This window comes from Actinokineospora baliensis (assembly GCF_016907695.1).
In the GTDB taxonomy this organism is placed as follows: domain Bacteria; phylum Actinomycetota; class Actinomycetes; order Mycobacteriales; family Pseudonocardiaceae; genus Actinokineospora; species Actinokineospora baliensis.
The window spans coordinates 5,070,634-5,092,112 of record NZ_JAFBCK010000001.1 but is presented as its reverse complement, the minus strand read 5'-3'; the positions used below and the strand labels follow the sequence as shown (position 1 = coordinate 5,092,112).

17 protein-coding genes are annotated in these 21,479 nt (G+C 70.1%); 6 read left to right on the top strand and 11 right to left on the bottom strand.

Features of this window, described 5'->3' with window-relative positions; all coding sequences use genetic code 11:
* Positions 1 to 36: 36 nt before the first annotated feature.
* Together JOD54_RS23145 and JOD54_RS23140 are read right to left on the bottom strand one after the other, a co-directional pair.
* Positions 37 to 1,113, bottom strand: a complete 1,077-nt coding sequence (locus tag JOD54_RS23145) for a hypothetical protein (protein ID WP_204453068.1) — start codon at positions 1,111 to 1,113, stop codon at positions 37 to 39.
* Positions 1,114 to 1,245: 132 nt separating this feature from the next.
* A complete protein-coding gene (locus JOD54_RS23140) occupies positions 1,246 to 2,982 on the bottom strand; it encodes a DUF11 domain-containing protein (RefSeq protein WP_204453066.1) in 1,737 nt (578 codons plus the stop codon).
* A 180-nt stretch (positions 2,983 to 3,162) separates the two neighbouring features.
* On the opposite strand from JOD54_RS23140, the gene JOD54_RS23135 reads away from it, so the two are divergent.
* Positions 3,163 to 4,731: an AMP-binding protein gene (locus JOD54_RS23135; protein ID WP_204453063.1), complete on the top strand. Its 1,569-nt coding sequence runs from the start codon at positions 3,163 to 3,165 to the stop codon at positions 4,729 to 4,731.
* Positions 4,732 to 4,751: 20 nt separating this feature from the next.
* On the opposite strand, the gene JOD54_RS23130 is transcribed toward JOD54_RS23135, so the two are convergent.
* Positions 4,752 to 5,333, bottom strand: coding sequence for a hypothetical protein (locus tag JOD54_RS23130; RefSeq protein ID WP_204453061.1), 582 nt, complete (start codon positions 5,331 to 5,333; stop codon positions 4,752 to 4,754).
* 158 nt (positions 5,334 to 5,491) lie between these two features.
* Here JOD54_RS23130 and JOD54_RS23125 point away from each other — a divergent pair, with 158 nt between their 5' ends.
* The 3 genes from JOD54_RS23125 to JOD54_RS23115 all read left to right on the top strand — a co-directional run bounded on the left by JOD54_RS23125 (position 5,492) and on the right by JOD54_RS23115 (position 8,120).
* Positions 5,492 to 6,607 carry a sensor histidine kinase gene (locus tag JOD54_RS23125; protein ID WP_307860223.1) on the top strand — a complete coding sequence of 372 codons (1,116 nt, stop codon included), beginning with the start codon at positions 5,492 to 5,494 and terminating at the stop codon, positions 6,605 to 6,607.
* Positions 6,608 to 6,722: 115 nt separating this feature from the next.
* Positions 6,723 to 7,352 (top strand): response regulator, encoded by a 630-nt coding sequence (locus tag JOD54_RS23120; protein ID WP_204453057.1) that lies wholly within the window; start codon positions 6,723 to 6,725, stop codon positions 7,350 to 7,352.
* 15 nt (positions 7,353 to 7,367) lie between these two features.
* Positions 7,368 to 8,120 (top strand): dienelactone hydrolase family protein, encoded by a 753-nt coding sequence (locus tag JOD54_RS23115; RefSeq protein WP_307860222.1) that lies wholly within the window; start codon positions 7,368 to 7,370, stop codon positions 8,118 to 8,120.
* Position 8,121: 1 nt separating this feature from the next.
* On the opposite strand, the gene JOD54_RS23110 is transcribed toward JOD54_RS23115, so the two are convergent.
* From JOD54_RS23110 to JOD54_RS23090, 5 genes are read right to left on the bottom strand one after another with little or no spacing between them, the layout of a single operon-like run.
* On the bottom strand, positions 8,122 to 9,525 hold the full coding sequence (locus tag JOD54_RS23110; protein WP_204453055.1) for a DUF4365 domain-containing protein: 1,404 nt from the start codon (positions 9,523 to 9,525) through the stop codon (positions 8,122 to 8,124).
* Between the two features lie 26 nt (positions 9,526 to 9,551).
* Positions 9,552 to 10,874: an amidase gene (locus JOD54_RS23105; RefSeq protein WP_204453053.1), complete on the bottom strand. Its 1,323-nt coding sequence runs from the start codon at positions 10,872 to 10,874 to the stop codon at positions 9,552 to 9,554.
* Positions 10,861 to 11,049 (bottom strand): hypothetical protein, encoded by a 189-nt coding sequence (locus JOD54_RS23100; RefSeq protein WP_204453050.1) that lies wholly within the window; start codon positions 11,047 to 11,049, stop codon positions 10,861 to 10,863. The genes JOD54_RS23105 and JOD54_RS23100 overlap by 14 nt, the downstream gene beginning before the upstream one ends.
* A 27-nt stretch (positions 11,050 to 11,076) precedes the next feature.
* Positions 11,077 to 11,478 (bottom strand): SRPBCC family protein, encoded by a 402-nt coding sequence (locus JOD54_RS23095; RefSeq protein ID WP_204453048.1) that lies wholly within the window; start codon positions 11,476 to 11,478, stop codon positions 11,077 to 11,079.
* Positions 11,479 to 11,537: 59 nt separating this feature from the next.
* Complete coding sequence (locus JOD54_RS23090) at positions 11,538 to 12,416, bottom strand: helix-turn-helix domain-containing protein (RefSeq protein WP_204453046.1); 879 nt, start codon at positions 12,414 to 12,416, stop codon at positions 11,538 to 11,540.
* A 278-nt stretch (positions 12,417 to 12,694) separates the two neighbouring features.
* On the opposite strand from JOD54_RS23090, the gene JOD54_RS23085 reads away from it, so the two are divergent.
* A complete protein-coding gene (locus JOD54_RS23085; RefSeq protein ID WP_204453044.1) occupies positions 12,695 to 16,927 on the top strand; it encodes an NACHT domain-containing protein in 4,233 nt (1,410 codons plus the stop codon).
* Positions 16,928 to 17,309: 382 nt separating this feature from the next.
* The gene (locus tag JOD54_RS23080; RefSeq protein ID WP_204453042.1) at positions 17,310 to 18,449 is read left to right on the top strand and encodes a pentapeptide repeat-containing protein; all 1,140 of its coding nucleotides are present in this window, start codon (positions 17,310 to 17,312) and stop codon (positions 18,447 to 18,449) included.
* On the opposite strand, the gene JOD54_RS23075 is transcribed toward JOD54_RS23080, so the two are convergent.
* The 3 genes from JOD54_RS23075 to JOD54_RS23065 form a co-directional block, all read right to left on the bottom strand.
* On the bottom strand, positions 18,442 to 19,458 hold the full coding sequence (locus tag JOD54_RS23075; RefSeq protein WP_239575001.1) for a FecCD family ABC transporter permease: 1,017 nt from the start codon (positions 19,456 to 19,458) through the stop codon (positions 18,442 to 18,444). The two genes, JOD54_RS23080 and JOD54_RS23075, sit on opposite strands and share 8 nt — an antisense overlap.
* Before the next feature lie 11 nt (positions 19,459 to 19,469).
* Positions 19,470 to 20,393, bottom strand: a complete 924-nt coding sequence (locus JOD54_RS23070) for a FecCD family ABC transporter permease (protein WP_204456487.1) — start codon at positions 20,391 to 20,393, stop codon at positions 19,470 to 19,472.
* A 145-nt stretch (positions 20,394 to 20,538) separates the two neighbouring features.
* Positions 20,539 to 21,453, bottom strand: a complete 915-nt coding sequence (locus JOD54_RS23065; RefSeq protein ID WP_204453038.1) for a TauD/TfdA family dioxygenase — start codon at positions 21,451 to 21,453, stop codon at positions 20,539 to 20,541.
* Between the last annotated feature and the right edge of the window lie 26 nt (positions 21,454 to 21,479).

Sequence of the window (21,479 nt, the reverse complement as noted above, 5' to 3'; positions counted from 1 at the left end):
CCCGGTGTGGGGGCGGGCCGCCCCCACACCGGCTGGTCAGCGCCAGAGGACAGCGCGGGGAACACCGGAGACGACGGCCGCCTCGCCCAGGACGTAGCCGCTGTCGGTGATGGCGGTCGCACGGCTGTCGCGGGTTCCGGCAAGGGCGGGCAAGGTCTCCGCATTTCCCGCCCACACCATGGCCCAGGAAGCGCTGCCCTCCCCGCCCCAGCCGATCACCGTGCCGGAGCGGTTGAGGTCGGCGGCGACGCTGTGCAGGCTGCCGGGGAGCGGGCCGAGGTCGGTGATCGCCCCTTGCTGGTCCCACTTCACGGCGTGCTGCGTGAAGTCGGCGACCTCCGCACGGCCCGCGACAGCGCCATCGTCCGTTATCCCCGCAGCGAAGCCCTTGCCACGAGGCGTCGCCAGTTCCGTCACAGTGCCGTCACAACCCCACCGCACCGGACGACCGTTTGACTGTCCTATAGCGACACCAGAGCGGTTCATGTCGGTGATGATGTCGTTGTTCCCGCCCAGGCTCCGCAGCACGGTGGCCCGGCCGGCGTAGTTCCAGACCACCGCCTGGGTACCCGTGGGAGAAGAGGCGCCACCGTAGACGATGCCGACATCGTTGACCCCAACGACCCAGTGGATGTCACTGCCCGGCACGGCGTCCAGTGCCGTTATCCGGCCGCTGTTCCAGCGGACCGCCAACCGCCGTTGCGCGGTGCCGGAGCTCCCGGCGATCGTGCCGTCCGCCCCGATGTCCGTGGCGACGCTGTCAGTGGCACCGGGCAGGACGCCGAGATCCGTTGCCCCACGCGATCCCCACCGCGTCGCACGCCACTGCCCATCCGCGGTCTGCGAGTGGCCCACCACAACCCCGCGCGGCCCAATGGCATTCGCCGCTGCCCGCTCACCGCCCAAAGTCCCGAGATCGACCGCCCGTCCGTCCCGGTCCCACCGAACCGCCCGGTGCGCCTCCAACGAGGCTTCCCCGCTGGAGTACCCGACCGCGATCCCCTGCTCGTCAATATCGGTGGCAGAGCTGCCCCAATCCCCTGACGCCGGCGCCAACTCCACCGCCTGCCACGCCCGGGTTCCGGCCGCCGCCTCGGCCGCGCCTGCGGTCAAGAACCCAACAGCCAGAACAACTCCGACCAACCCTCGACAACGCATCCGAACTCCCCCTTGGTGAGCGCGTCACAGGCGCACAGGATCCAGCAGGGGCGAGAAGGAGCGCCAGGGACCAGAAGTCCCGACCACTCAGCAGACGATGGCGAGGCTGGTGATCGCGGTGCACGAGGCTGTCGAGGCGTTGTTGCCCGGGTTCGGGTCGGTCGGGGTGCTGATGGTGCGGGTGGCGGTGGCGTTGAGCGGGCCGAGGGCGAGCACGCCGAAGGACGCCTGGACGGTATGCGTGGCGACGGCGCCGGGTGGCAGCGCGCCAATCGGGCAGGTGGCGGTCCTGGTGGCGGGGTTGGGGTTGCAGGTGGTCGAGGTGACACCGGTGGTGGCCCCGGGCAGCGTGACGATCACCGAGCCGCTGGTGGTGGCGTCGGGCCCGTTGTTGGTGATCGTGACCGTGTAGTCGATGCGCGCGCCGAGCAGGGGTGCCGCGGCGACGAGCTTCACGCCGGTGTCGGCGGACGGGGGTCCGGCGACGACCGCCGCGCTGGTGGAGGATCCGGCGTCGAGGGCGGCGATACCGGTGAGGTACGAGGAGCAGGCCCCCGTGGTGCCCGCGGCGCAGACCCGGACCGGGACGGAGCGATTCGTGGTGGTGCCGTCCCCGAGTTGACCACGGGTGTTGGAGCCCCAGGCGACCGCGTTTCCGCCGAGCAGGGCCAGGCCGTGGCTGTCCCCGTCGATCGCGGTCACCCCGGACAGGAACGACGTGCAGGGCACGACGGCACCGACCGCGCACACGCGGACGGGGGTGGCGCGGTTGGTGGCGGTGCCGTCTCCCAGCAGGCCGCGGAAGTTGGAGCCCCACGAGTGCGCGACGCCGTTGACCACGGCGAAGGACGCGCCGTCTGAGGCCGCGCTGATGGCCGTCACCCCGGACAGGTAGGAGGTGCAGGGCACGGTGGCTCCAGGCGCGCACACGCGGACCGGGGTGGTGCTGTCGGTGTTCTTGCCGTCGCCCAACTCGCCGGTGGTCCCGTTGCCCCAGGCGTGGGCGACGCCGTTGACGACCGCCACCGAGTGGTTGCCCGCGTCGATCGCGGTGGCGCCGGTGAGGAACGCGGTGCAGGGCGCGGTGGCGCCGACGGCGCACACCCGAGTCGGCGAGAGGCGGTCGTCGCTGGTGCCGTCACCAAGCCTGCCGCGGTAGTTCGACCCCCAGGCCACCACTGCGCCCCCGACCACGGCCAGCGCGTGGGTGGTGCCCGCTTCGATGGCCGTGGCCCCGGTCAGGGTCGTGGGGCAGGGTGCGACGCCGTTGACCGCGCACACCGGGCCGGGGACCAAGCGGCTGGTGGTGGTGCCGTCACCGAGGTAGCCGCCGCTGTTCTCGCCCCAGGAGACGACCGAACCGTTGGAAAGCAGGGCCAGCGAGAACCGGTTGCCCGCCGCGACCGCGGTCACCCCGGACAGGAACGACGCGCACGGAGCCGTGGCCCCGACGGCGCAGACGCGGACGGGGGTGGTGCGGTTGGTCTGCGTCCCGTCGCCGAGGGTGCCGTTGGTGTTGAACCCGGTGGCGGCGACGGTGCCGTCGGCGAGCAGCCACAGCGTGTGCCGCTCCCCCGCCGAGACCGCCTTGGCGTTGGTCAGCTCCGCGGCGCACGGCACGGCCGCGCCGATGGCGCAGACCGCCGCCGGGTTCGACCGGTGCGTGGTGGTGCCGTCGCCGAGGTCGCCGTAGAAGTTCGCGCCCCAGGCCAGCGCGGGACCGGGCGCCGCGGCGGCCGCGTGACTGGCACCGGTGATCGCGGTCACACCTGATGCCACCAGGGCGACCAACACCGCGATCTTGCCAAGCCTTGCTCGTGCCACTGTTCCCACATCCCCTTACGGAGTCCTGTGTGGACACCCACGGCTCGCGGCGCCCCCGGCATACCGTTCCAAGGGAATCCGGACGGCGGCAATCCCCCAGCGAGGTGGGTCCGGTAACACGATCGTGGCGGCTGATCGGGTGGCGCCCGCACCACAGCGATGATCTTTCTGGTGTGATCGATGCGCAGCCGACCGTGGGAGGGCGCCGCCATGTCCGCAGCCGCACCGGAGTTCCGCAACTACGTCGAAGACATCCTCGACGGGCTCTCCGGCCAGGAAGTGGTGGTGAGCGGGGACCGGCGCCTGTCGGCCGAGGAGTTCCGCTCGCTGGTGTACCGGTTGGCGCGGGCGCTGCGGGAGCGTGGCGTCGGACGCGGGAAAACCGTGACGCTGCTGTGCGGCAACCTGCCGGAGACCATGGCCGCCAGATACGCCGTCAACCTGCTCGGGGCGCACTTCAACCACCTGTACAACCGGCTCGGACCCGACGTGCAGGCCAAGCTGATGGCCGACGTCGAGACCTACGCGCTGATCGTCGACCCACGTCTGGCCGATCGGGCCGCGACGCTGGTGGCCGCGGTGCCGGTGACCCACGTCCTGGTGCTCGGGCCCGCCGACGACCTCGCCGGTGAGGACCTCCTCGCGCTCGCCGCCGGGCTCTCCGACGAGCCAGTGGCCAGCGCCGCGCGACCCGGTGACCTCTGCTTCATCCGTCACTCCGGGGGCACGACCGGGCACCCCAAGGGGATCCGAAGCACGTTCGCCCGCATGCGCGGCCTGGATCGGGTGTCCGGCCTGTTCGGCGGTGCACAGCCCCGGGACCTGCTCTGCACCCCTCTATCGCACGCGGGTGGGTTCATCGCCGACTCCACACTCGTCGCGGGCGGCACCGTCGTACTGCACTACGCCTTCGACCCAGGCGAGGTGCTGGCGACCATCGAGCGGGAACGGATCACCCACGCCTTCTTGCTGCCGCCGTTGCTCTACCAGGTGCTTGACCACCCGGGGGAGTTCGACACCAGCAGCCTCCAGCGCATCACCTACGGCGGCACGCCGTCCGCGCCGGTCCGCATCGCCCAAGCGGTACGCCGGTTCGGGCGGGTCCTGCAGCAGGGCTACGGCCAGTTCGAGGCGGGTGCCATCACCGTCCTACCCGCCGCCGAGCACGACCCGGACCGCCTCGACGTGCTGCGCACCGCGGGCCGAGCCGTCCCCGGGGTCGAGCTCGAGATCCGCGGCGCGGACGGCGCGGCGCTACCGGTCGGGCAGGTCGGCGAGATCTGCGTGCGCGCGAGCGAGGTCATGGAGGGCTACTGGAAGGACCCCGAGCTCACAGCCCAGGTCCTGCGCGACGGCTGGGTGCACACCGGCGACCTCGGCCGCCTCGACGAGCAGGGCTACCTGACCATCGTCGACCGCCTCAAGGACATGATCGTCGTGGTCGGCGGGCACGTGTACACCACCGAACTCGAGGACTTCCTCACCACGCACCCCGACGTCCGGGCCGCCGCCGTCTACGGCGTCCCCGACGACGGCGGTGTCGAGCGGATCCACGCCACCCTCGTCCTCACGCCGACCGCCACGGTCACCGCCGAGTCCCTCCGCACGATGGTCCGCGACGGCCGGGGCGACATGTACGTCCCGGACCACGTCCACCTGGTCGACGCGCTGCCCCTCACCGACGTGGGCAAACCCGACAAGAAGGAACTGCGCCGCCGAGCCGCCGACCGGTCCACCGCACGCGGTTGACCGGTCGGACGTCCGAGATCTCATGTCCTGGCCGGGGTCAGCGCGGGAGCGGGCGAGGAGACCAGGGTGGTCGCTAGCCAGATGAGGGTGGCGCCGGAGAGGACGTGCAGGGAGCTGGTGAACAGGGTGTCCGGCAGCGGGGCGGCCAGGGCGAGGGCGGGCAGCGCCACGATGTAGACCATCGACGGGATCCGGGGGAACACCCGCGCCCGCACCATGGCGAGTCCGAACAGGACCGATCCGACGGTGAAGACCAGCGCGCTGCCCAGCAACGCCACCTTGGGCGGGCCTTGCAACAGCTCCTTCGCCGTGGCCTCGGGCAGGTAGAACACGCCCATGTTGAGCATGAACGCGGCGCCGCCGAACAGCCCGAGCCCGAGCAGGTTCGCGACAGCGGCGACCGCGCCGAAGGTCCCGCTCGCCTCGCTCTGCCGCAGGTGCAGCACGACGAGCAGGGGAACGGCGAGCGCGGGTGAGAGTCCGAGCAGGAAGCTGGTCGCCGCGGTCTCGCCGGTGACGGTCTCGACCGCGGCGGGCAGGGCGATCAGCGCCCCGGCGGCGAACCCGCAATAGGTGCCCAGGCGGGTCAGGGTGGTGTTCATGGTTCTCCTTGCTCTGTGGTCGAACCGAGGCTAGGGAGAGGCCGTCCGAGCCGGGAGTGCCGCGCGACACACCCAGGTCACCGACCACCGCGCCAGAGGTCATGTGCCCTGTGGACAACTTTCCTCACCCACTCGGTCACCCGGCGTACGCTCGTCTGGTGAATGAGCGGGCGGCGCCCTGGGTGACGGGCGCGGTGTACGGGATCGTGCTGGCGGCCGGGTTGTACTACGCGGTCGCCGGTCTCGGCGCGGTCTCTCCACTGAGGACGGCGGGGTTCGGCGCGTGCGTGCTAGCGCTGTTCGCAGTCGAGCCACTGGCGGCGCGTTTCGACCGGGGCGCGGGCGCGGCGGTGGGGTTCCTGCTCGCGCGGGTGGCGCTGTTCGCCGCGGCAGCCGCGCTGGACGGGTCGGGGCTATCGCGGGCGTTGTTCGTGCTGGTGCCGTTCCTGGCGTACCTGAGCCTGGGTCGGGTCGCCGGGCTGGTGGCGGGCGGGGTGTGCCTGGCAGTGCTGGTCGCGGGCTTCGCGGTGTGGGTCCCCGGCTGGTACCGCGACGCGGTGTACGTGTCAGACCTGTTGATGTTCGGCATGGGCGTGGTGCTGGCGGTCGCGATGGCCGACGTGGTGACCAGGGAGCGCCGCGCCGCCGCACGGGTCGGCGAACTCTCGGCGGCGGCCGAGCGCAACCGAGTCGCCCGCGACATCCACGACAGCCTCGGTCACCACCTGACGGCCATCTCCATCCAGCTGGAGAAGGCGGCGGCCTTCCGCCCCCACGACCCCGACATCGCCGACCGGGCCGTAGCCGACGCACGCAAATCGGCCCGCCTCGCGCTGGAGGACGTACGCGCCTCAGTAGGGGCCCTGCGCTCCCCCGTGTCCTTGACCACCGCCCTAGCAGACCTCCTCACCGACGACGACACCCCCACAGTCACCCTGCGCATCGAAGGCACCGAACGGCCAACCGACCAAGCCACGGTCACCACCCTGTTCCGAGCAGCCCAAGAAGCCCTCACCAACACCCGCCGCCACGCCGCCGCCACCCGGGTAACCATCACAATCACCTTCACCCCCCACGACCTAACCCTCACCATCCACGACAACGGCCGCGGCTTCGCCTCACCCACCCCAGTCGAGAGCCTCCACCCACCCGCCCATCCCGAAGGCTTCGGCCTACTAGGCCTACGCGAACGCGCCGCCCTAGTAGGCGGCGTGGTGCACATCGACAGCGCACCAGGCGCAGGCACCACCATCACCCTCCGGGTGGCCTCATGAGCAACCTCGCTCTTGCCGCGCACAACCAACTCCACTGCCGCCCCGTGGTCCACACCACCGGTGTGGTACATCCACACCGCACACCGACCGCGAGCTCCACCCCGCAGGAGGCCATGTGAGCATCCGCGTCCTGGTGGTCGACGACCAGCAGCTCGTCCGGGAGGGGGTCGCGTCCCTGCTGGGTCTGCAGCCGGACATCGAGGTGGTGGGTACGGCGGCGAACGGGAAGGAGGCCATTGAGCGGGTCTTGGCGTTGGCGCCGGACCTGGTGTTGATGGATGTCCGGATGCCCGAGATGGACGGGGTCGCCGCGGTTGCTGTGTTGCGCACTCGGGCGCCCGGCTGCCGGGTCCTCATGCTCACCACCTTCGACGACGAGGAGTACGTGATCCAGGCGCTGCGCGCGGGCGCGACCGGGTACCTGCTCAAAGACCTGCCCGCCACCGAGTTGGCCAACGCGATCCGCATGGCGCACGCGGGCGTCACCCAGCTCGACGCCACCGCTGCTCGGCATGTCACCAGCGCGTTGGGGTCCAGCCCTTCCTCTCCCACCGACGCCCTGACCACCCGCGAGACCGATGTGCTCCGCCTCATCGCGGGTGGCGCCACCAACCGCGAGATCGCCGCCCGGCTCTACCTCAGCGAAGGGACGGTCAAGAACCACATCTCCCGCATCCTGCACCGCCTCAACCTCCGCGACCGCACCCAAGCCGCCCTCTACGCTCGCGACCACGGCCTCCTCTAACACCTAGCCCAGGAGATGTCCTTGCCCACCACCACGGTGCGGATCCCCACCCCCGACGGCGAAGCCGACGCGATCGTCGCCCACCCCCACGGCCCCGGCCCATTCCCCGGCGTGCTGCTGTACCCGGACGCCTTCGGTCCACGGCCGGAGATCGAACGCAAGGCGGCCGAACTGGCCGAGCACGGCTACTACGTGCTCGCCCCCAACATCTTCTACCGCCACGGCCAGGCCCCTGTGGTGGAGTTACCCGACCACATCCGCATCAGCGCCCGCGACGCCATCATCACCCAGCTGGTGCCCTTGATGCGGGCCCACACGACAGACCTGGTCCTGCGCGACGCCGACGCGTACCTCCAGTTCCTCGACGCCCAGCCCGAGGTCGCCAGCGGTCCGGTCGCCACCATCGGCTACTGCGTGGGCGCGATCCTGGCGCTGCGCACCGCCGCCGCGCACCCCGAGCAGGTGGCGGCCATCGCAGGCTTCCACCCCGGCCCCCTAGTCACCGACGCCCCCGACAGCCCCCACCGCGTCCTGGCGAAGCTCACTGCCCACGTCCACATCGGCTTCGCCACCCCCGACATCTCCGCCGAAGCCCTAGCCGAGCTCACCCAAGCCCTCAACGAGACCGGTGTCCCCCACACCACCGAGATCTACCCCAACACCATCCACGGCTTCACCATGTCCGACACCGACGTCTTCAGCCCCGACGGACACCAGCACCACTGGGACCGCCTGCTCGCCCTCCTCAAGGAGGCCCACCCCGCCTAACTCACCTCGACTTGGGCGGCACTCTCCTGGTGAAGAACTCCCCCGGCCAGAAGGTGTCGCCCAAGCTGAGGTCGTCGAAGAGCACGCACACAGCCCCAGGCGTTTCCCGGGAATCCCACACCGCCGACACGGTCCGGCCGCGTTCCTTGCCGTACCTGCTCAGCCAGTAGACCCTGTCGCCCGCCCTGAGCATGAACGCCGGAACCAACTCCCGGTGCGGCGACTTCCGCGTGCTCGGTTGCCCGATCCGCGCCTCGAACCGATACTCCCCAGCCACCCGGGCTGTGCGCCACACGATCCGGAACTGCTCGTCGATCGCCAGCGCGGGCGAGCCAGCCCGCACCTCCTTGACCAGGTAGAACGTGACGAGTCCACGCGCATCGCTCGACATCTCGTCCCACGGTGTCGACAGCGCTTCGGCACACACCTCGGCATCCGCTTCCCACTTCGCGGCGACGGCAGCCAGATCCTGATCAGCAGCGGTCTCTTCGCGGAGCTGGTGGATCGACCGGGCCACCGCGTCGGGCTCGATCCGGAGGCGGTTCTCGATCCGCTGGGCCACGTAGGCGTCGCGCGCACGGATGTTGGTGTCCAGTGGCGGATCGTCAGGCGCGGGTTCTCGAGCCCACTGGGCCGCGTCCAAGCAGGCCGCCAACCACTGGGCCTCGGCCGTGCTCAGAATCGTGTTCCCCACCACCGGCACGGGCGGGAACGTCCCCGGCTGACCCTGGGGGAAGAAGTGCTCAGGGCCGAAGTACTCCGGGTGCCAGTCGAGGTCGCTGTGCAGCAGGGTGGTGAACCCCTCGCCCCGGCGCTGCCAGAAGATCAGGTCCTCGCCGTACACGTTCACGTGGTGTTGCACGAGGTCCGAGGGACCGAACTCGACGCCCGCCATCTCGCCCAGCTGGGCTTGGATGATCCGGTTGCCCCGGTAGCGGCTCAGGTAGCGCCTGACCTCGGCGACGAAGTCTGCGATGGAGGTGTCGTCGAGCACGTCGTCGAGGCTGACGGCGATCGCCTTGAGCACCTCGCCGCCGCGCCGGGCCGCCAGTAGTTGCTTGGTGGCGTTGGCCCAGTAGAGCCCGTCGGTGTCCGGGTCGTGCACGACGCAGAGGACCGGGATGTTGCCGTCGGCCCAGGTGCTGCCGTGGTCGCCGACCGGAACGGCGTATCCGGTGGCCCTGCGCCACGAGTGGCCGCCCTTGACCTGGATCTTCACCAGGTCGCCGGTGACCTCGCCGCCCTCGGTGAACGTGACGTGCAGGTCTTCGCCGAAGTCGTTCTGCCCGTCCACCTCCTGGACGATGTGGTTGTGGCGCTCCAAGAGTGCTCGCAACGCGTTGACCGCCGCACGGCCCGCCTTGCGCGCGTCAGGTACTTTTGGCAACGAATCCCCCAGGATCATCGCGTACGACCGCTGTCTACTCCATCCTAAACGGACAGTTCGTAGACGTGTCCGGCGCCCAGGACAACGGATTCCGCGAAGGGCCGTCCGATCAGCTGCATCCCGATCGGCAACCCGGCGCCGTCCAGTCCGACCGGTACCGACAACGCCGGGAGGCCGGTGATGTTCGCGGGTGACGACAAGCGGACGTAAGTCACTGACACGGTTTCGGTGACGCCATCAGGCCAGGTGACGTCCTGTTGGTCCACCGGGATGGCTGTCACCGGCGTGGTGGGGGCGGCAACGATGTCGACCGTTTCCAAGACCTCAAGCCACTTCTGGCGCATGAGGGTTTGGGCGCGTTGGGCGCGGATGTAGTCGGTGACCGGCAGGAGCAGCCCCGCCTCCAGGAGCACGTGGATCTCCGGCGTGTACAGCTCGGGCGTGCCGCGCAGGGTGGGTTCGTGGTACGCGGTGGCCTCAGGCCCCATGATCGCCCAGTTGATCGGCAGGACGTACCGCGCCATGGGGATCTCGACGTCGATCAGGTGGGCGCCGAGGGATTCCAGATGGGTCAGAGCCGTGTGGACGGCGGCGGCGACCTCGGGGTGGACACGGTCGAAGTAGTGGTTTCGGGGGATGCCGATGCGCAGACCGGTGACGTTGGGGGTCAGGGTAGGTTCCGGGCGGCCGCTGAGGGCGGGCAGGACAAGTGCCGCGTCCGCCACTGTGCGGGTGATCGGGCCGACGTGGTCCAACGACCAGGACAGCGGCACTACGCCGTCCCGGGGCACGAGGTCGTAGGTCGGTTTGAGGCCGACGACGCCGTTGAGCGCCGCGGGAACGCGGATCGAACCGCCCGTGTCGGTGCCCAACGCGAAGGTCGCCGCGCCCGCAGCCACAGCGACCGCGGAGCCGCCACTGGACCCGCCCGCGATGCGGCCGGGGTCGACCGCGTTGGCGGTTTGCGGTGTGACCAGGCCGTAAGCGAACTCGTGCGTGTGGGTCTTGCCCACCAGTGCCGTGCCCGCCGAGTCCAAGCGCTGGGCGACCACGCTGTCAGCAGTGGCAACATGATCCGCCCGTACCCGGGAGCTGGCCGTCGTGGGCAGACCGGCGATGTCGATGAGGTCCTTCATCGCGTACGGGATCCCGTGCAGCGGCCCGCGATACCCACCCGAAGCGATCTCACCCGCGGCTCGGACCGCCGCCGCGCGGGCACGATCAGCGGTGACCGTCACGTACGCGCCAAGGCGGGGCTCGACTTCCGCGACGCGGGCCAGCACGGAATCGACCAGCTCGACCGGGGACAGCTCGCGGTCGCGGATGGCGCGCGCGGCGGCCGTGAGGGTCAGGTCAGCGGGCAGCATCCGCACCTCCTGGCCGGTACGGCTCGACGTCACCGAGGTCGAGTTCGCGCAACCCGGCGGCCAGGTCGTTCATGCGTGACGCCAGGGCGGCGACTTCGGCGTGGCGGTCTTCGGGCAGGGGCATGCCCGCGTGGGCGAACCAGGTCGCCGCGTCCGCCGGGGTGAGATCAGGCACGTGACCTCCTGGAGCCTACGGGTTCCGTCAGGTGATCTTAGCCGCGTGCTCGGCGAGCCCGGTCGCCATGGTGAGCATGAACCGCCGCAGGTACAGCGGCAGGAACCAGCTCATCCACCACCTCGTCTGGTACGTGCCGTGCCAGCGGATCCGGGTGCCGCCGGTGGGGAGTTCGGTCAGTTCGACGGCCGCTTGGTAGTTGGTGAGGTGCGGGTTCACGATGCCCTCGTAGGCGAACCGGCGTTCGGGGTCGAGGGTTGTCACGCGCTCTTCGGTGATCACCTTGCCGGTGCGGAAGGTGCGCAGCGAACCGTCGGCTCGCGCTTCGTCGACCCGCGACCACGTCGGCCATGTCGTGGTGTCGAGCAGCAGCGCCCAGACCGCCGCGGGTGGCGCGGTCGACTCGGCGGTGACGTCGTAGGAGCTCATGAGCCGAACGCTAGGGCGGCGGTGTCGCGGAACCCATGCGCGCGATAGCGGTGCACCGGTCAGAAGTTGCGGTACACCGACGGCCTAACGCCGACGTGCCGCACGAAGGCCGTCGACAGCGCACCAGGACTCGCGAACCCGCACCGCGTGGCGATCTGGGCCAACGCGAGATCGGTGTCGCGCAGGAGCCGCCTCGCCTCCTCGATCCGCAACCGGGTCAGGTACCGGTGCGGTGTCTCCCCCGTCGCGGCCCGGAACACCCGGACCAGGTGGAAGACCGACAGGTGCACGTGATCACCGAGGTCCGCCAGCGTGATCGGGTCGGCCAGCCGTTCGCGCATGACCGCGATGACCGCACGCACCCGGGTGTCCTCCCTGACCGGGATCGCGCGCTGAGGGCGGTGCCGGGTGAGCAGGTGCGTAGCCAGGAAAGCGGCGGCGGACTCGGCATAGAGATCATTCGCCGCGCCCGGATCAGCGAGGGCTCGGGCCGTCTCCGCGACCACCCGGTCATCGACAACGGCAGCCGCCATGGCTTCGTAATCCACAACTCCGCCCAACCGCGCCGCGACCGCGTCGACGGTGTCGCGCGGGATGTGCACCTGAACGCTCACCAGCCTCCCGGTGCCGCGATACCCCCGAACACTCGACTCCCCCGGCACACTCAACAACGGCCTACCAGGCACCCACGACTGCCGCACCCCCCGCCCGCCGGACCGGGTCACCATCTCCGCCCGCCCCGACACCGGAACCACTACGTGCAACGCCGCCGTCCCCGGCAACACCATCCCCTCGACCACCGGAACGTGCTCGAACCGCTGCACCATCAACGACCGCCACCCCACCTCCTCCCAACTGCAGAACGTCCGCCGCACATACCGCTCCATCTCAAACCCGGCAAACCCCTGCAGGTCGAACCGGACGGGATCGAACACCATGGTCCGAGGCTAGTGGCGCGACCCAGAGGGTTGGTGGGGTATCGGCCTGTCCACGGCGTTCCTGGCAAGGCGCCGGAACGGCCTCGTACTGGGCGTACTCGGTCGTTTCGGCAACGCAGCCAGGGACGTCGTGGGCAGGTCGAGACCCTGTCAACCTTCTGGGCCGCGCCACTAACTCGGCTGGAAACAGGCCATCCCGTGTGCGATCTTTGGGCGTGGCGGGTGGGCGGGAGCCAGGGGCGTGGCGGCGGGGTGGGGCCGCAGTTGTCGTGGGGTCGGTGCTCACGGTCGTCGTGGGGGTGTTGACCAACATCGCGACCGGGGACGGGCCGCAGGCATGGCCTTGGCTGGTGGCCGCGGGTGTCGGGTTGGCGTCGGTCCAGTTGGCCCTGTGGTTCGGGGACCAGCGGCGATCCCGGACCGACGGCGGCGCGGCGTCGGCTCGGGATCGGCGGCGGGCGTTGGCGCGGGTGCGGACGCAGGTGGACCAGCAGCTCATGGGGGTCCTGGCCGACCTGCCCGTTCGGCTCGACGTGGGTGACCGGTCTATCGGTGAGGCGTTCGACGAGGGCGAGTCGTTGGTGGTGCTCGGGGCGGCGGGCGCGGGCAAGACGACTTCGCTGCTCAGGTTGGGGTCGGAGCTGCTCGCGAAGGCCGAGGCCGACCCGGACGAACCGGTGCCGGTCTTCGTCTCGCTCGCCGCGTGGCGGCCCGCCAGACAGCGCTGGTCACGGCTGCGGTCCCTGCTGAAGCGGGCTGAGGAGCCAGCGCCCGTGGAGAGCCTCGCCAGGTGGCTGCCGCGCAGGGTGCGGGACCTCTACCGGATCCCCGAGGCGGTGACGTCGGCGTGGCTGTCCCAACGCGGGATCGTGCTCCTGCTGGACGGGCTCGACGAAGTGCCCGCGGAGCACCGGCGGCGGTGCGTGCGGTCGATCAACCTCATGCTGGACGAGAGCCCCCAGCCGCCGATCGCGCTCACCAGCCGCGCCGACGGGTACCCCGGCGGTCTGCGCGTCGACCAGACCGTCTCGATCGCGCCGCTGACCCGCGACCAGGTCGAACGGCACATCGCCGCCGACCCGGCGGCGCAGGGGCTGCGGGCCGTGCTCGACCGGCACGAGGACCTGTGGGACCTGGTCACCACCCCGCTGTGGCTCAGCGTGGCGACAGTGGCCCTGCGCGACGCGCCCGACACCACCGTGGAGCAGACCCGGCGGCTGCTGCTCGACGGCTACCTCGCCGAACTCCTCGGCCGGTGGCGCACCCGCCGCGACCCCGTCCGCACGGTCCGCTACCTCGCGACCCTGGCGAGAATCGCACGCAGCCTCGGCGGCGCCCAAGTCGACCTGGCCACCGCCCACCGCCAGCGCGACGCGCGGATGCCCGACGAGGTCATCGCCGGATTCCACCACCTCTTCCACCCGTACCTGCTGGCGGGCACCTTCGTCACGGGGATGTACCCCGCGGTGGCCGCGGGCGGGTTCTTCGCGGTCTTGGTCCCCCTGTCGGCGCTGGGTGTGGTGGCAGCGATCTTGGTCTCCATCACGACCGGCCGGATTCCCTCGACCACCCTCGAGGCCCCGCGCTCCCTGCGCGGGCAACTCGGTGGCGCGGCGATCTGCCTCGTGCTCGGCGCGCTGGTCGGTCTGTTGCCGTACCTGGTGGGCCGAGCGCTGGCGGCTCTGGGTGGCGCGGCCGAGCCGTGGCTGTTCCCCGCGGTGGCCACCTCGGTCATCGGGGGTTTCGCCGCGTTGCTCGCCGGCGACCGCCGCTGGGTCCGCTGGTCGCTCCTCGTCGGCACCGCCGGTGCGGTCGCCGCGCAGGTGCTCGCCCTGCGCGAGCTGTCGCCGTCGTGGACCGCGGGTTTCGGCGCCGGTGCGGCGACCGGGTTCCTGATCACCGCGCTCACACCGGACAGCTCCAGCAGGGCCCCCGACGCGGCCCGTCCGCTCACCGGCGTCCCGACGCAGATCGCCCTCGCCTGGGCGGTGGGGCTGGGCGCCCTGGTCTTCGTCCCCGGCGGCGACGACACGTGGTCGACCACGCTCGGCGTGTTCTGCGGCCTCGCGATCGGCGTTCCGATGGGGTTCCTGCTGGCGGTAGTGCAGGCCGGCGGGTTCTGGCGGTTCGTGTACCGGATCACGGCGTTGTGCACCGGGCTCCTGCCGTGGCGCACTCGACGCTTCTTGCGGGAGGCGGCGAGCCACGGCCTGCTCCGCGGCGGGGCTACCCACACCTTCCCGCACCTGTTGTTCACCGAGCACCTAGCGGCGATCAATCCCGCGAACGGGCTCCCGCCGCTGGGAGCGACGGCGCGGGCCGAGGCCGAGTCCCGCTGGGCGGAGGCCGCACGCCGGGTCCGAGCCATCGACGGTGTCCGCCCGGCCGAGGACACCGCGACGGCGCTCGCCGCGATCGACGCCGCCGCGGACGAGGTCGTCTTGCTCACGGGCTTCCCCTCCGAGGTCCTGAGTGGACTGACCGCCGCCCTGCTCGACCGCGGTACCGTGCTCCCGCTCCGGGCCGTGCTCACCGTGGCCGAACTCAAGGCCGACAAGGAAGACCCGTTCGCGGTGTGGGACCCGGGCCTGGCCCAGTTCACGGGCCAGTGGAGGCGGCGCTACGGGGTGGATCCGCTCGACGCCGTCCGCTGGCTGCACGACGGCAGGGTGGTGGTCGCGGTCGAGCAGCGCGAACCCAACCTGGACTTGATCTTCAACACGCTGATCGGGGTCATCGTGGCGAACGCGCCCGGCACCCCCGTGGTGCTGGTGTCGACCACGCCGAAGGCCCCCGAGTTGCCGCACCTGTCGGTGACCCGCTTCGACCGCTCCGGTGGCCTGGTCTCCAGCACCCGGGCCGCCGAAGAACCGCAACCCCAACCAGAGCCGGACCCCGAGCCGCCTGAGGTGGACGTCCCCACTGCCGTGGAGCCGAGTCGGTTCGACCCGGACGACCCGTGGATCACGCCCCGAACCGCGCGCTACCTCTCCTACATCGCCCGCGCGCAGCGCGACGGGGACTCCCCTGGCCGAGTCCCGCGCGACCTGTGGGCGCAGCACAGAGCGGTCCGTGCGGCGATAGGTCGGACGGCACTGCCCCTCGTGATCGCCACCCTTGTCGTGGTCGGCGTTGTCTGGCAGGCGGTCACCCTGTTCGGATCGGCCGTGGGCATCGCGACGGCGGTGTTGGCGCTGCCCGCCGCGACCATGGCGCTCCTGATAGGTGTGGCCCAGTTCGGCTACGTGATCGACCTACCGCAGCGGCCCGCGTGGATGCGCGTGGTCGAGGTGATCGCACCGGTCGCGGTCGGCGCGCTCGCGGGCACGGGGCTCGCCGCGGCGAACCGGTGGATCATCGAGTCGACACCGGGCTCGGCTGCCGCCTGGATCCTGTCCGCGGTCGCCTTCGCGGCGTGTGTGGGTGCCCTGATGCGGGCGACCGCCGTCGGCAAACTCGTCAACCTGCTGGTGGGGACCGGTTTGGCGGCTGCCGCGTGGCGACCGGAGGTGGCGCGAGAACTCGCGGTCGGCGCCGCTGTCGGCCTGCTCACGACACTGGCCGCCGCGGTCATCAGCGATCTGGTCACGTCCAACGCGGGCTACGGCCGAAGCCGGTGGTCATCGATCCGGCGACCCGGCCCAGTGCGACGAGCGACCCTGCTGCTCGCCGCCGCGATGACCGGGCTGGCGGTCTGCGTCCTCACCGTCGCACCGCCCGGAACCCACCAGATCACGCCCTGGGTCCTGGTCGGTGCGGTGTGCGGCACGTTCGCGGTGCCCGCTCTGGCCATCGCCATCGGCATCGTCCTGGATCCTCTCAACGAGAGGATCGTCATCGCCGAGCACCGCTGGTTCGGCCTCCTGCCCAGGCGCCGACGCCGCTTCCGCCGCCAAGCCCAGGACCGGGACATCATGCGCGGCAAGCTGTTCGCCACCCCAGAGGTCCGAGACCACTTCGCCGCCACCGACCCAGCCGACGGCCCCGCGACCGCGAGCCCCGACCTCCCACCGCCCCGAACCACTCCCGCCCCGCCGGACTTCCACACTCCACTGTGGACCAAGGAGGGCGGGGTCTCGTCGGAGGACATCCCCGACCTCCTGGCCCAACACGGCTCCCTCGCCATCGTCGGCCCCCCGAACTCCGGCCGCACCACCGTCCTGCACCACCTCGCGGCCACCCTCACCCACCCCACCCCCCTCCTGCTCTCCGCCGCTACCTGGACCGAACCCCCAGGCCAACGCCCCCTCCTGACCTGGCTCGCCACCCAGGCCGCCGCGGAGTTCAACACCACCCCCGAAACCGCCCGCCACTGGCTGACCACCCGCGCGATAGCCCTCCTCCTGGACGACTTCGACACCCTCCCCCACCCCACCCGCTTCCGCCTGGCAGGCATGATCAACGACCTCGTCCACGCCTACCGACTCCCCGTGGTCATCGCCGCCACCAACACCCCACCCCCCGACGACGTGGTCTTCGAACTCGGCCTGCGCATCACCATCTCCCCGTAGTCCGTGCCGAGAAATCCGCTGTACCAACCGATCCGCCGACGGGATACTCGGTGAATGTCACGTTGAAGCCCGCTCCCGGGCGAGGGCCTGAGCAGACCCTTCAGCTAGTCGAACCGTGTTCGCGCAATAGCCACGCCGCCCACCGGTTCGAGAGGGAGTACCCCATGCCCAAGCAGCGCATCAACCCCAGACGCCGCGACCGCCGATCGTCCAACGCCTTGACGGTGGTCCTGTTCGTGATCGGCCAACTCATCCAACTCCTCATCCGCTGACAACGACGCGGGGTGGGCCCCTTCGGCCCACCCCGCGACCGCACTAGTCCGCGTTGCGCGATGATCTTCGGGTGGCGAACTCGCGGCGCGGTCCGGGTTGGTGGCGGCCAGTGGTGGTGATCGTGGTGCCAGTCGTGGCCGCGGCAGTGGCTGCGGTGATGGTGCTCTCGCGCGTGTTGGACGTGTCGACGTCCACAGGGCGGTTGGAGATGATCCGCACCGCCTTGGCCATCGGCGCGGGAACCGGCGCGGTGATGACCCTGGTCCTGGCCTGGCGGCGGCAGTGGTCCACCGAGCACGACGCCGGTGAACGGCGCTTGACGGAGCTGTACGTCAAGGCAGTTGAACAACTCGGCTCGGACAAAGCTGCAGTACGGCATGGAGCCCTGTACGCCTTGGAGCGGGTAGCGCAGGACAACCCCAGCCACCGCCAAACCGTCGTCGATGTGCTCTGCGCGTACCTCCGCGCACCCTTCACCCCACCACCCGACAAAGCCGGTAGTCGCAGGCTCTCAGGCCTTCGCGCACCACTACGACCAGCGAGGACCCGGCCCGCTGCACCACTGTCGGCCACCAGTCCACGCGAAGTCGAGCAGGAGCAACGGCAGGAACGCGAGGTGCGGCTCACTGCTCAACGCATCCTGACCCGACACCTGCGTCGCACCAACCGCACGTTCTGGCCCAACATCGATCTCGACCTGACCGACGCCACCTTGAACGGCTTCGACATGGACCACTGCCACGTCCGTAGCGCCCGCTTCGGTGGCGCTACTTTCATTGGCACGTCGACTTTCTTCGGGGTCACGTTCGATGGGTTCGTCGACTTTCGCGCCACCAGATTCATTGGCGCCGCCCTGTTCTACAGGGCCACATTCGCCAGCCACGCCTGGTTCAACGACGCCACCTTCAACGCAATGGCATGGTTTGACGCGACCAGGTTCGGGGGGAAAGTTTCGTTCAGAAGTGCCAACTTCTGTCGCGAGGCGAACTTTCAGCAAGTACGGTTCACGGGTAAAGGCTGGTCGGGCGTAGTTGACTTCACGAAGGCCTCGTTCGCTGGCCGAGTAAACTTTGATAATTCTCGCTTCTCTGACGACCCGTGGCCTGCCAAGTTGGGATTGCCGGATAGATTTCGCCTTGGCCCGATAATGCCCCTGATCAAGTTCGAGGAAACCCGCTTCGCCCAAGGTGTGCCACCACAGGTGGCGCCGCTCCTGACTCCGTCGCCAGATGAAGATCCCTTTAAGTAGAGGACTTGCGCAGCTGTGTGGCCAGGAGCCAGATGAGGTAGGCGCCGCCGGTGGCGCCGGTGGTTAGGCCTACGGGGAGTTGGAGGGAGGGGATCAAGCGTTGGGCTGCTAGGTCTGCTGTTACCAGCAGCACGGCGCCGGTGAGGGTGGCGGGGAGGATGCCGGGGGTTGGGGAGCGGGTTAGGCGGGCCGCGATTTGGGGGGCGGCTAGGGCTATGAAGCTGATGGGGCCTGCCGCTGCGGTGGCTACGGCGGTTAGGGCTACGCCGGTGAGGATTAGGGATAGGCGGGTTCGTTCTGGGGGGATGCCTAAGGCGGCCGCGGTGGGGTCGCCCATGGCGAGGATGGGCATGCGGCGGGAGAGGAGCAGGGTCAGGGGGAGCAGTACGGCTAGAGAGGTCCAGAGGGGGGTGACCTGTTGCCAGGTGCGGCCGTTGAGGCTGCCTAGTTGCCACAGTTGGGCCAGGCGGGCTTCCTGGATGGAGGCGCGGCTGAGCATGTACGAGTTGACGGCGGCGAGGATTGAGCTGATGCCGATGCCTACCAGGACCAGGCGGAAGCCTTGGACGCCTCGGCGGTAGGCGAGGAGGTAGACGGCGACCGCGGAGACCAGGCCGCCGACGACAGCGCCTGCGGCGACGCTGATCTGGGCGTCGCGGTAGATCAGGAGGACGAGGATGGCGCCAGTGGCGGACCCGGTGGTGAAGCCGATGACGTCGGGGCTGCCCAGGGGGTTGCGGGACACGCTCTGGAAGATCGCACCTGCGGCGCCCAGCGCGGCACCTACGCCGATGGCGACGAGGAGTCGGGGCAGGCGGAAGCGGTTCAGCACGAGTTCCAGGCCAGGGGGGCCTTGGCCGAACAGGGTCCGCAGGATGTCGGACACGGTCGCCGGGTAGTCGCCGGTGGTGAGGCTCAGGGCAGCCGCGACCACCAACGCCACAAACAGGACAGCACCAACGAGCAGCGGCCGACGGTGCAGCCGCACCGACAACGGGCCCACTCGCATCACGAGGGCGTTCATAGGTGGGCCATTCGGCGGCGACGGGCTAGGGCGATGAAGACAGGAGCTCCCAACAACGCGGTGACGATTCCTACTTGTAGTTCGCCTGGGGCGCCAAGCACTCTGCCTAGGACGTCAGAGCCGACCAGGAGGATGCCTGCGAGGACTGCCGCATAGGGCAGGACCCAGCGGTGGTCGGGGCCGGTGATGAGCCGGGCGATGTGTGGGACCGCTAGGCCGACGAACACAACAGGGCCGATGGCGGCTGTGGCTGCGCCGCACAGGAGGGTTACGGCTATCGCGCCGGTGAGGCGGACTTGGTTGACGCGGACGCCGAGGGCTTGGCCGGTTTCGTCGCCTAGCGCGAGGGCGTTGAGGGGGCGGCCGAGGCAGAGGGCGACCAGTACGCCCGCTCCGATGAACGGGGCGACCTCCAGGAACACGTCCACGCCGCGGCCCGCGAGGGAGCCGATGACCCAGAAACGGAACCGGTCGAAGGTCGCGGCGTCGACCACCAGGATGATGCCGACGATGGCGTTGAGGGCCGCGGTGAGGGCCGCCCCGGCGAGGACCATGCGGTCCGGGGTGGCGGCGCGGCCCGCGGCGCCTAGTGCGTAGACGGCGATGGAGGCGGCCGCCGCGCCCAGCAGCGCGAACCACACGTAGCCGCTGGGCGCGGTGATGCCGAAGACGGAGATCGCGACCACCACCGCGGTAGAGGCACCGATCTCCACGCCGAGCAGGCCGGGGTCGGCCAACGGGTTCCGCGTCAGCGCCTGCATGAGAGCGCCGGCGAGACCGAGGGCGACACCGACGAACAGGCCGATGACTGTGCGTGGGAACCGCAACTCGCGGACGATGTAGGCGATCTCGCTGCCGTCGTCGTGCCACAGTAGGCGCCACGCGGTTCCCACGTCGATGTTCTCGGCCCCGACGACCATGCTCAACACACACACCGCCGCGAGCGCAACAAGAGCACCGATCAACCCTAAGAGGCGCACACTTACGCTGCGAGGACGCCTTTCTTGCACAAGTGGCCCCTCGTCGCTCTGCGCGGTGTTACCGGGCAAGGCTAGCAACTCCCCTTCACGCGGACGATTCCGCCATGGCTACAGCGATCTTGCGCGGACCGGTGAACGGCTCCCGCCCGTGCGCGGCTGACATGTTGTCCACTACCAACAGATCGTCGCGCTGGTAGTCGAACCGGGTCGACGCGGCCCGGTAGCACTGGCGCAGGTGGGCCACTACGTCGTCGGGGATGACGCTGCCGTCGCCGTAGTACGAGTTGTTGGGGAACCCGTCAGGCCCATAGATCTCGGCGATGCCTTCGCGGACCTCGGCGGGCAGGCTGCTCTCATGGAAGATGACGATGTGGTTGAACCACACCGGCAGCCCCGTGACGGGGTGGTGGTGGACCGCGTCGCGCACCGCTCTAGTGCGTAGGCCGTCGGACCCCACCCACTCGGCGGTGAGCCCACCCGCAGCGCACTGCTTCTCGACCTGCGCGCGGTCCTCCGTGCCGAACGCGGTCCACCAGCGTAGGCCGACGTCTTCGCCGTAGTTGCGCACCACCATCCAACGGCGCTGCTCGAACTCGGCCCGCACATCCGGGTCTATGCGCTCGTAGACCTCGCGGATAGAGGCAAGCGGTGTGGCACCCTCGGTAAGAGGCGGTTCGACGCAGTGGAAGAACAGCGTCAGCGGCCAGACCGCTTGGTAGGACATCTCGGTGTGTAGGGGGATCTCGGCCTGCGCGGGGTAAGAGGTCGATGTGTAGACCTTTCCCTTGATCACGTCGCGCGGAGAGGACTGCTCGGTGTAGGTGAGCGGTTCCCCTGAGAACGCACGCACCGCGTCAGCGAGGCCGTCTGCGCCGCCGATCTCGAAGCCGCGCAGCAGTAGTGCGCCGTGCTCGACCAGCTTCGCTCTTAGCCCGTCGCGGTCAGCCGCGATCCTGTCGACTACGGGTCCTTCACCCTGGATCGTGTGGGCCAGCGTCATCGTGTTGCTCCTCTTAGGACGTCGGC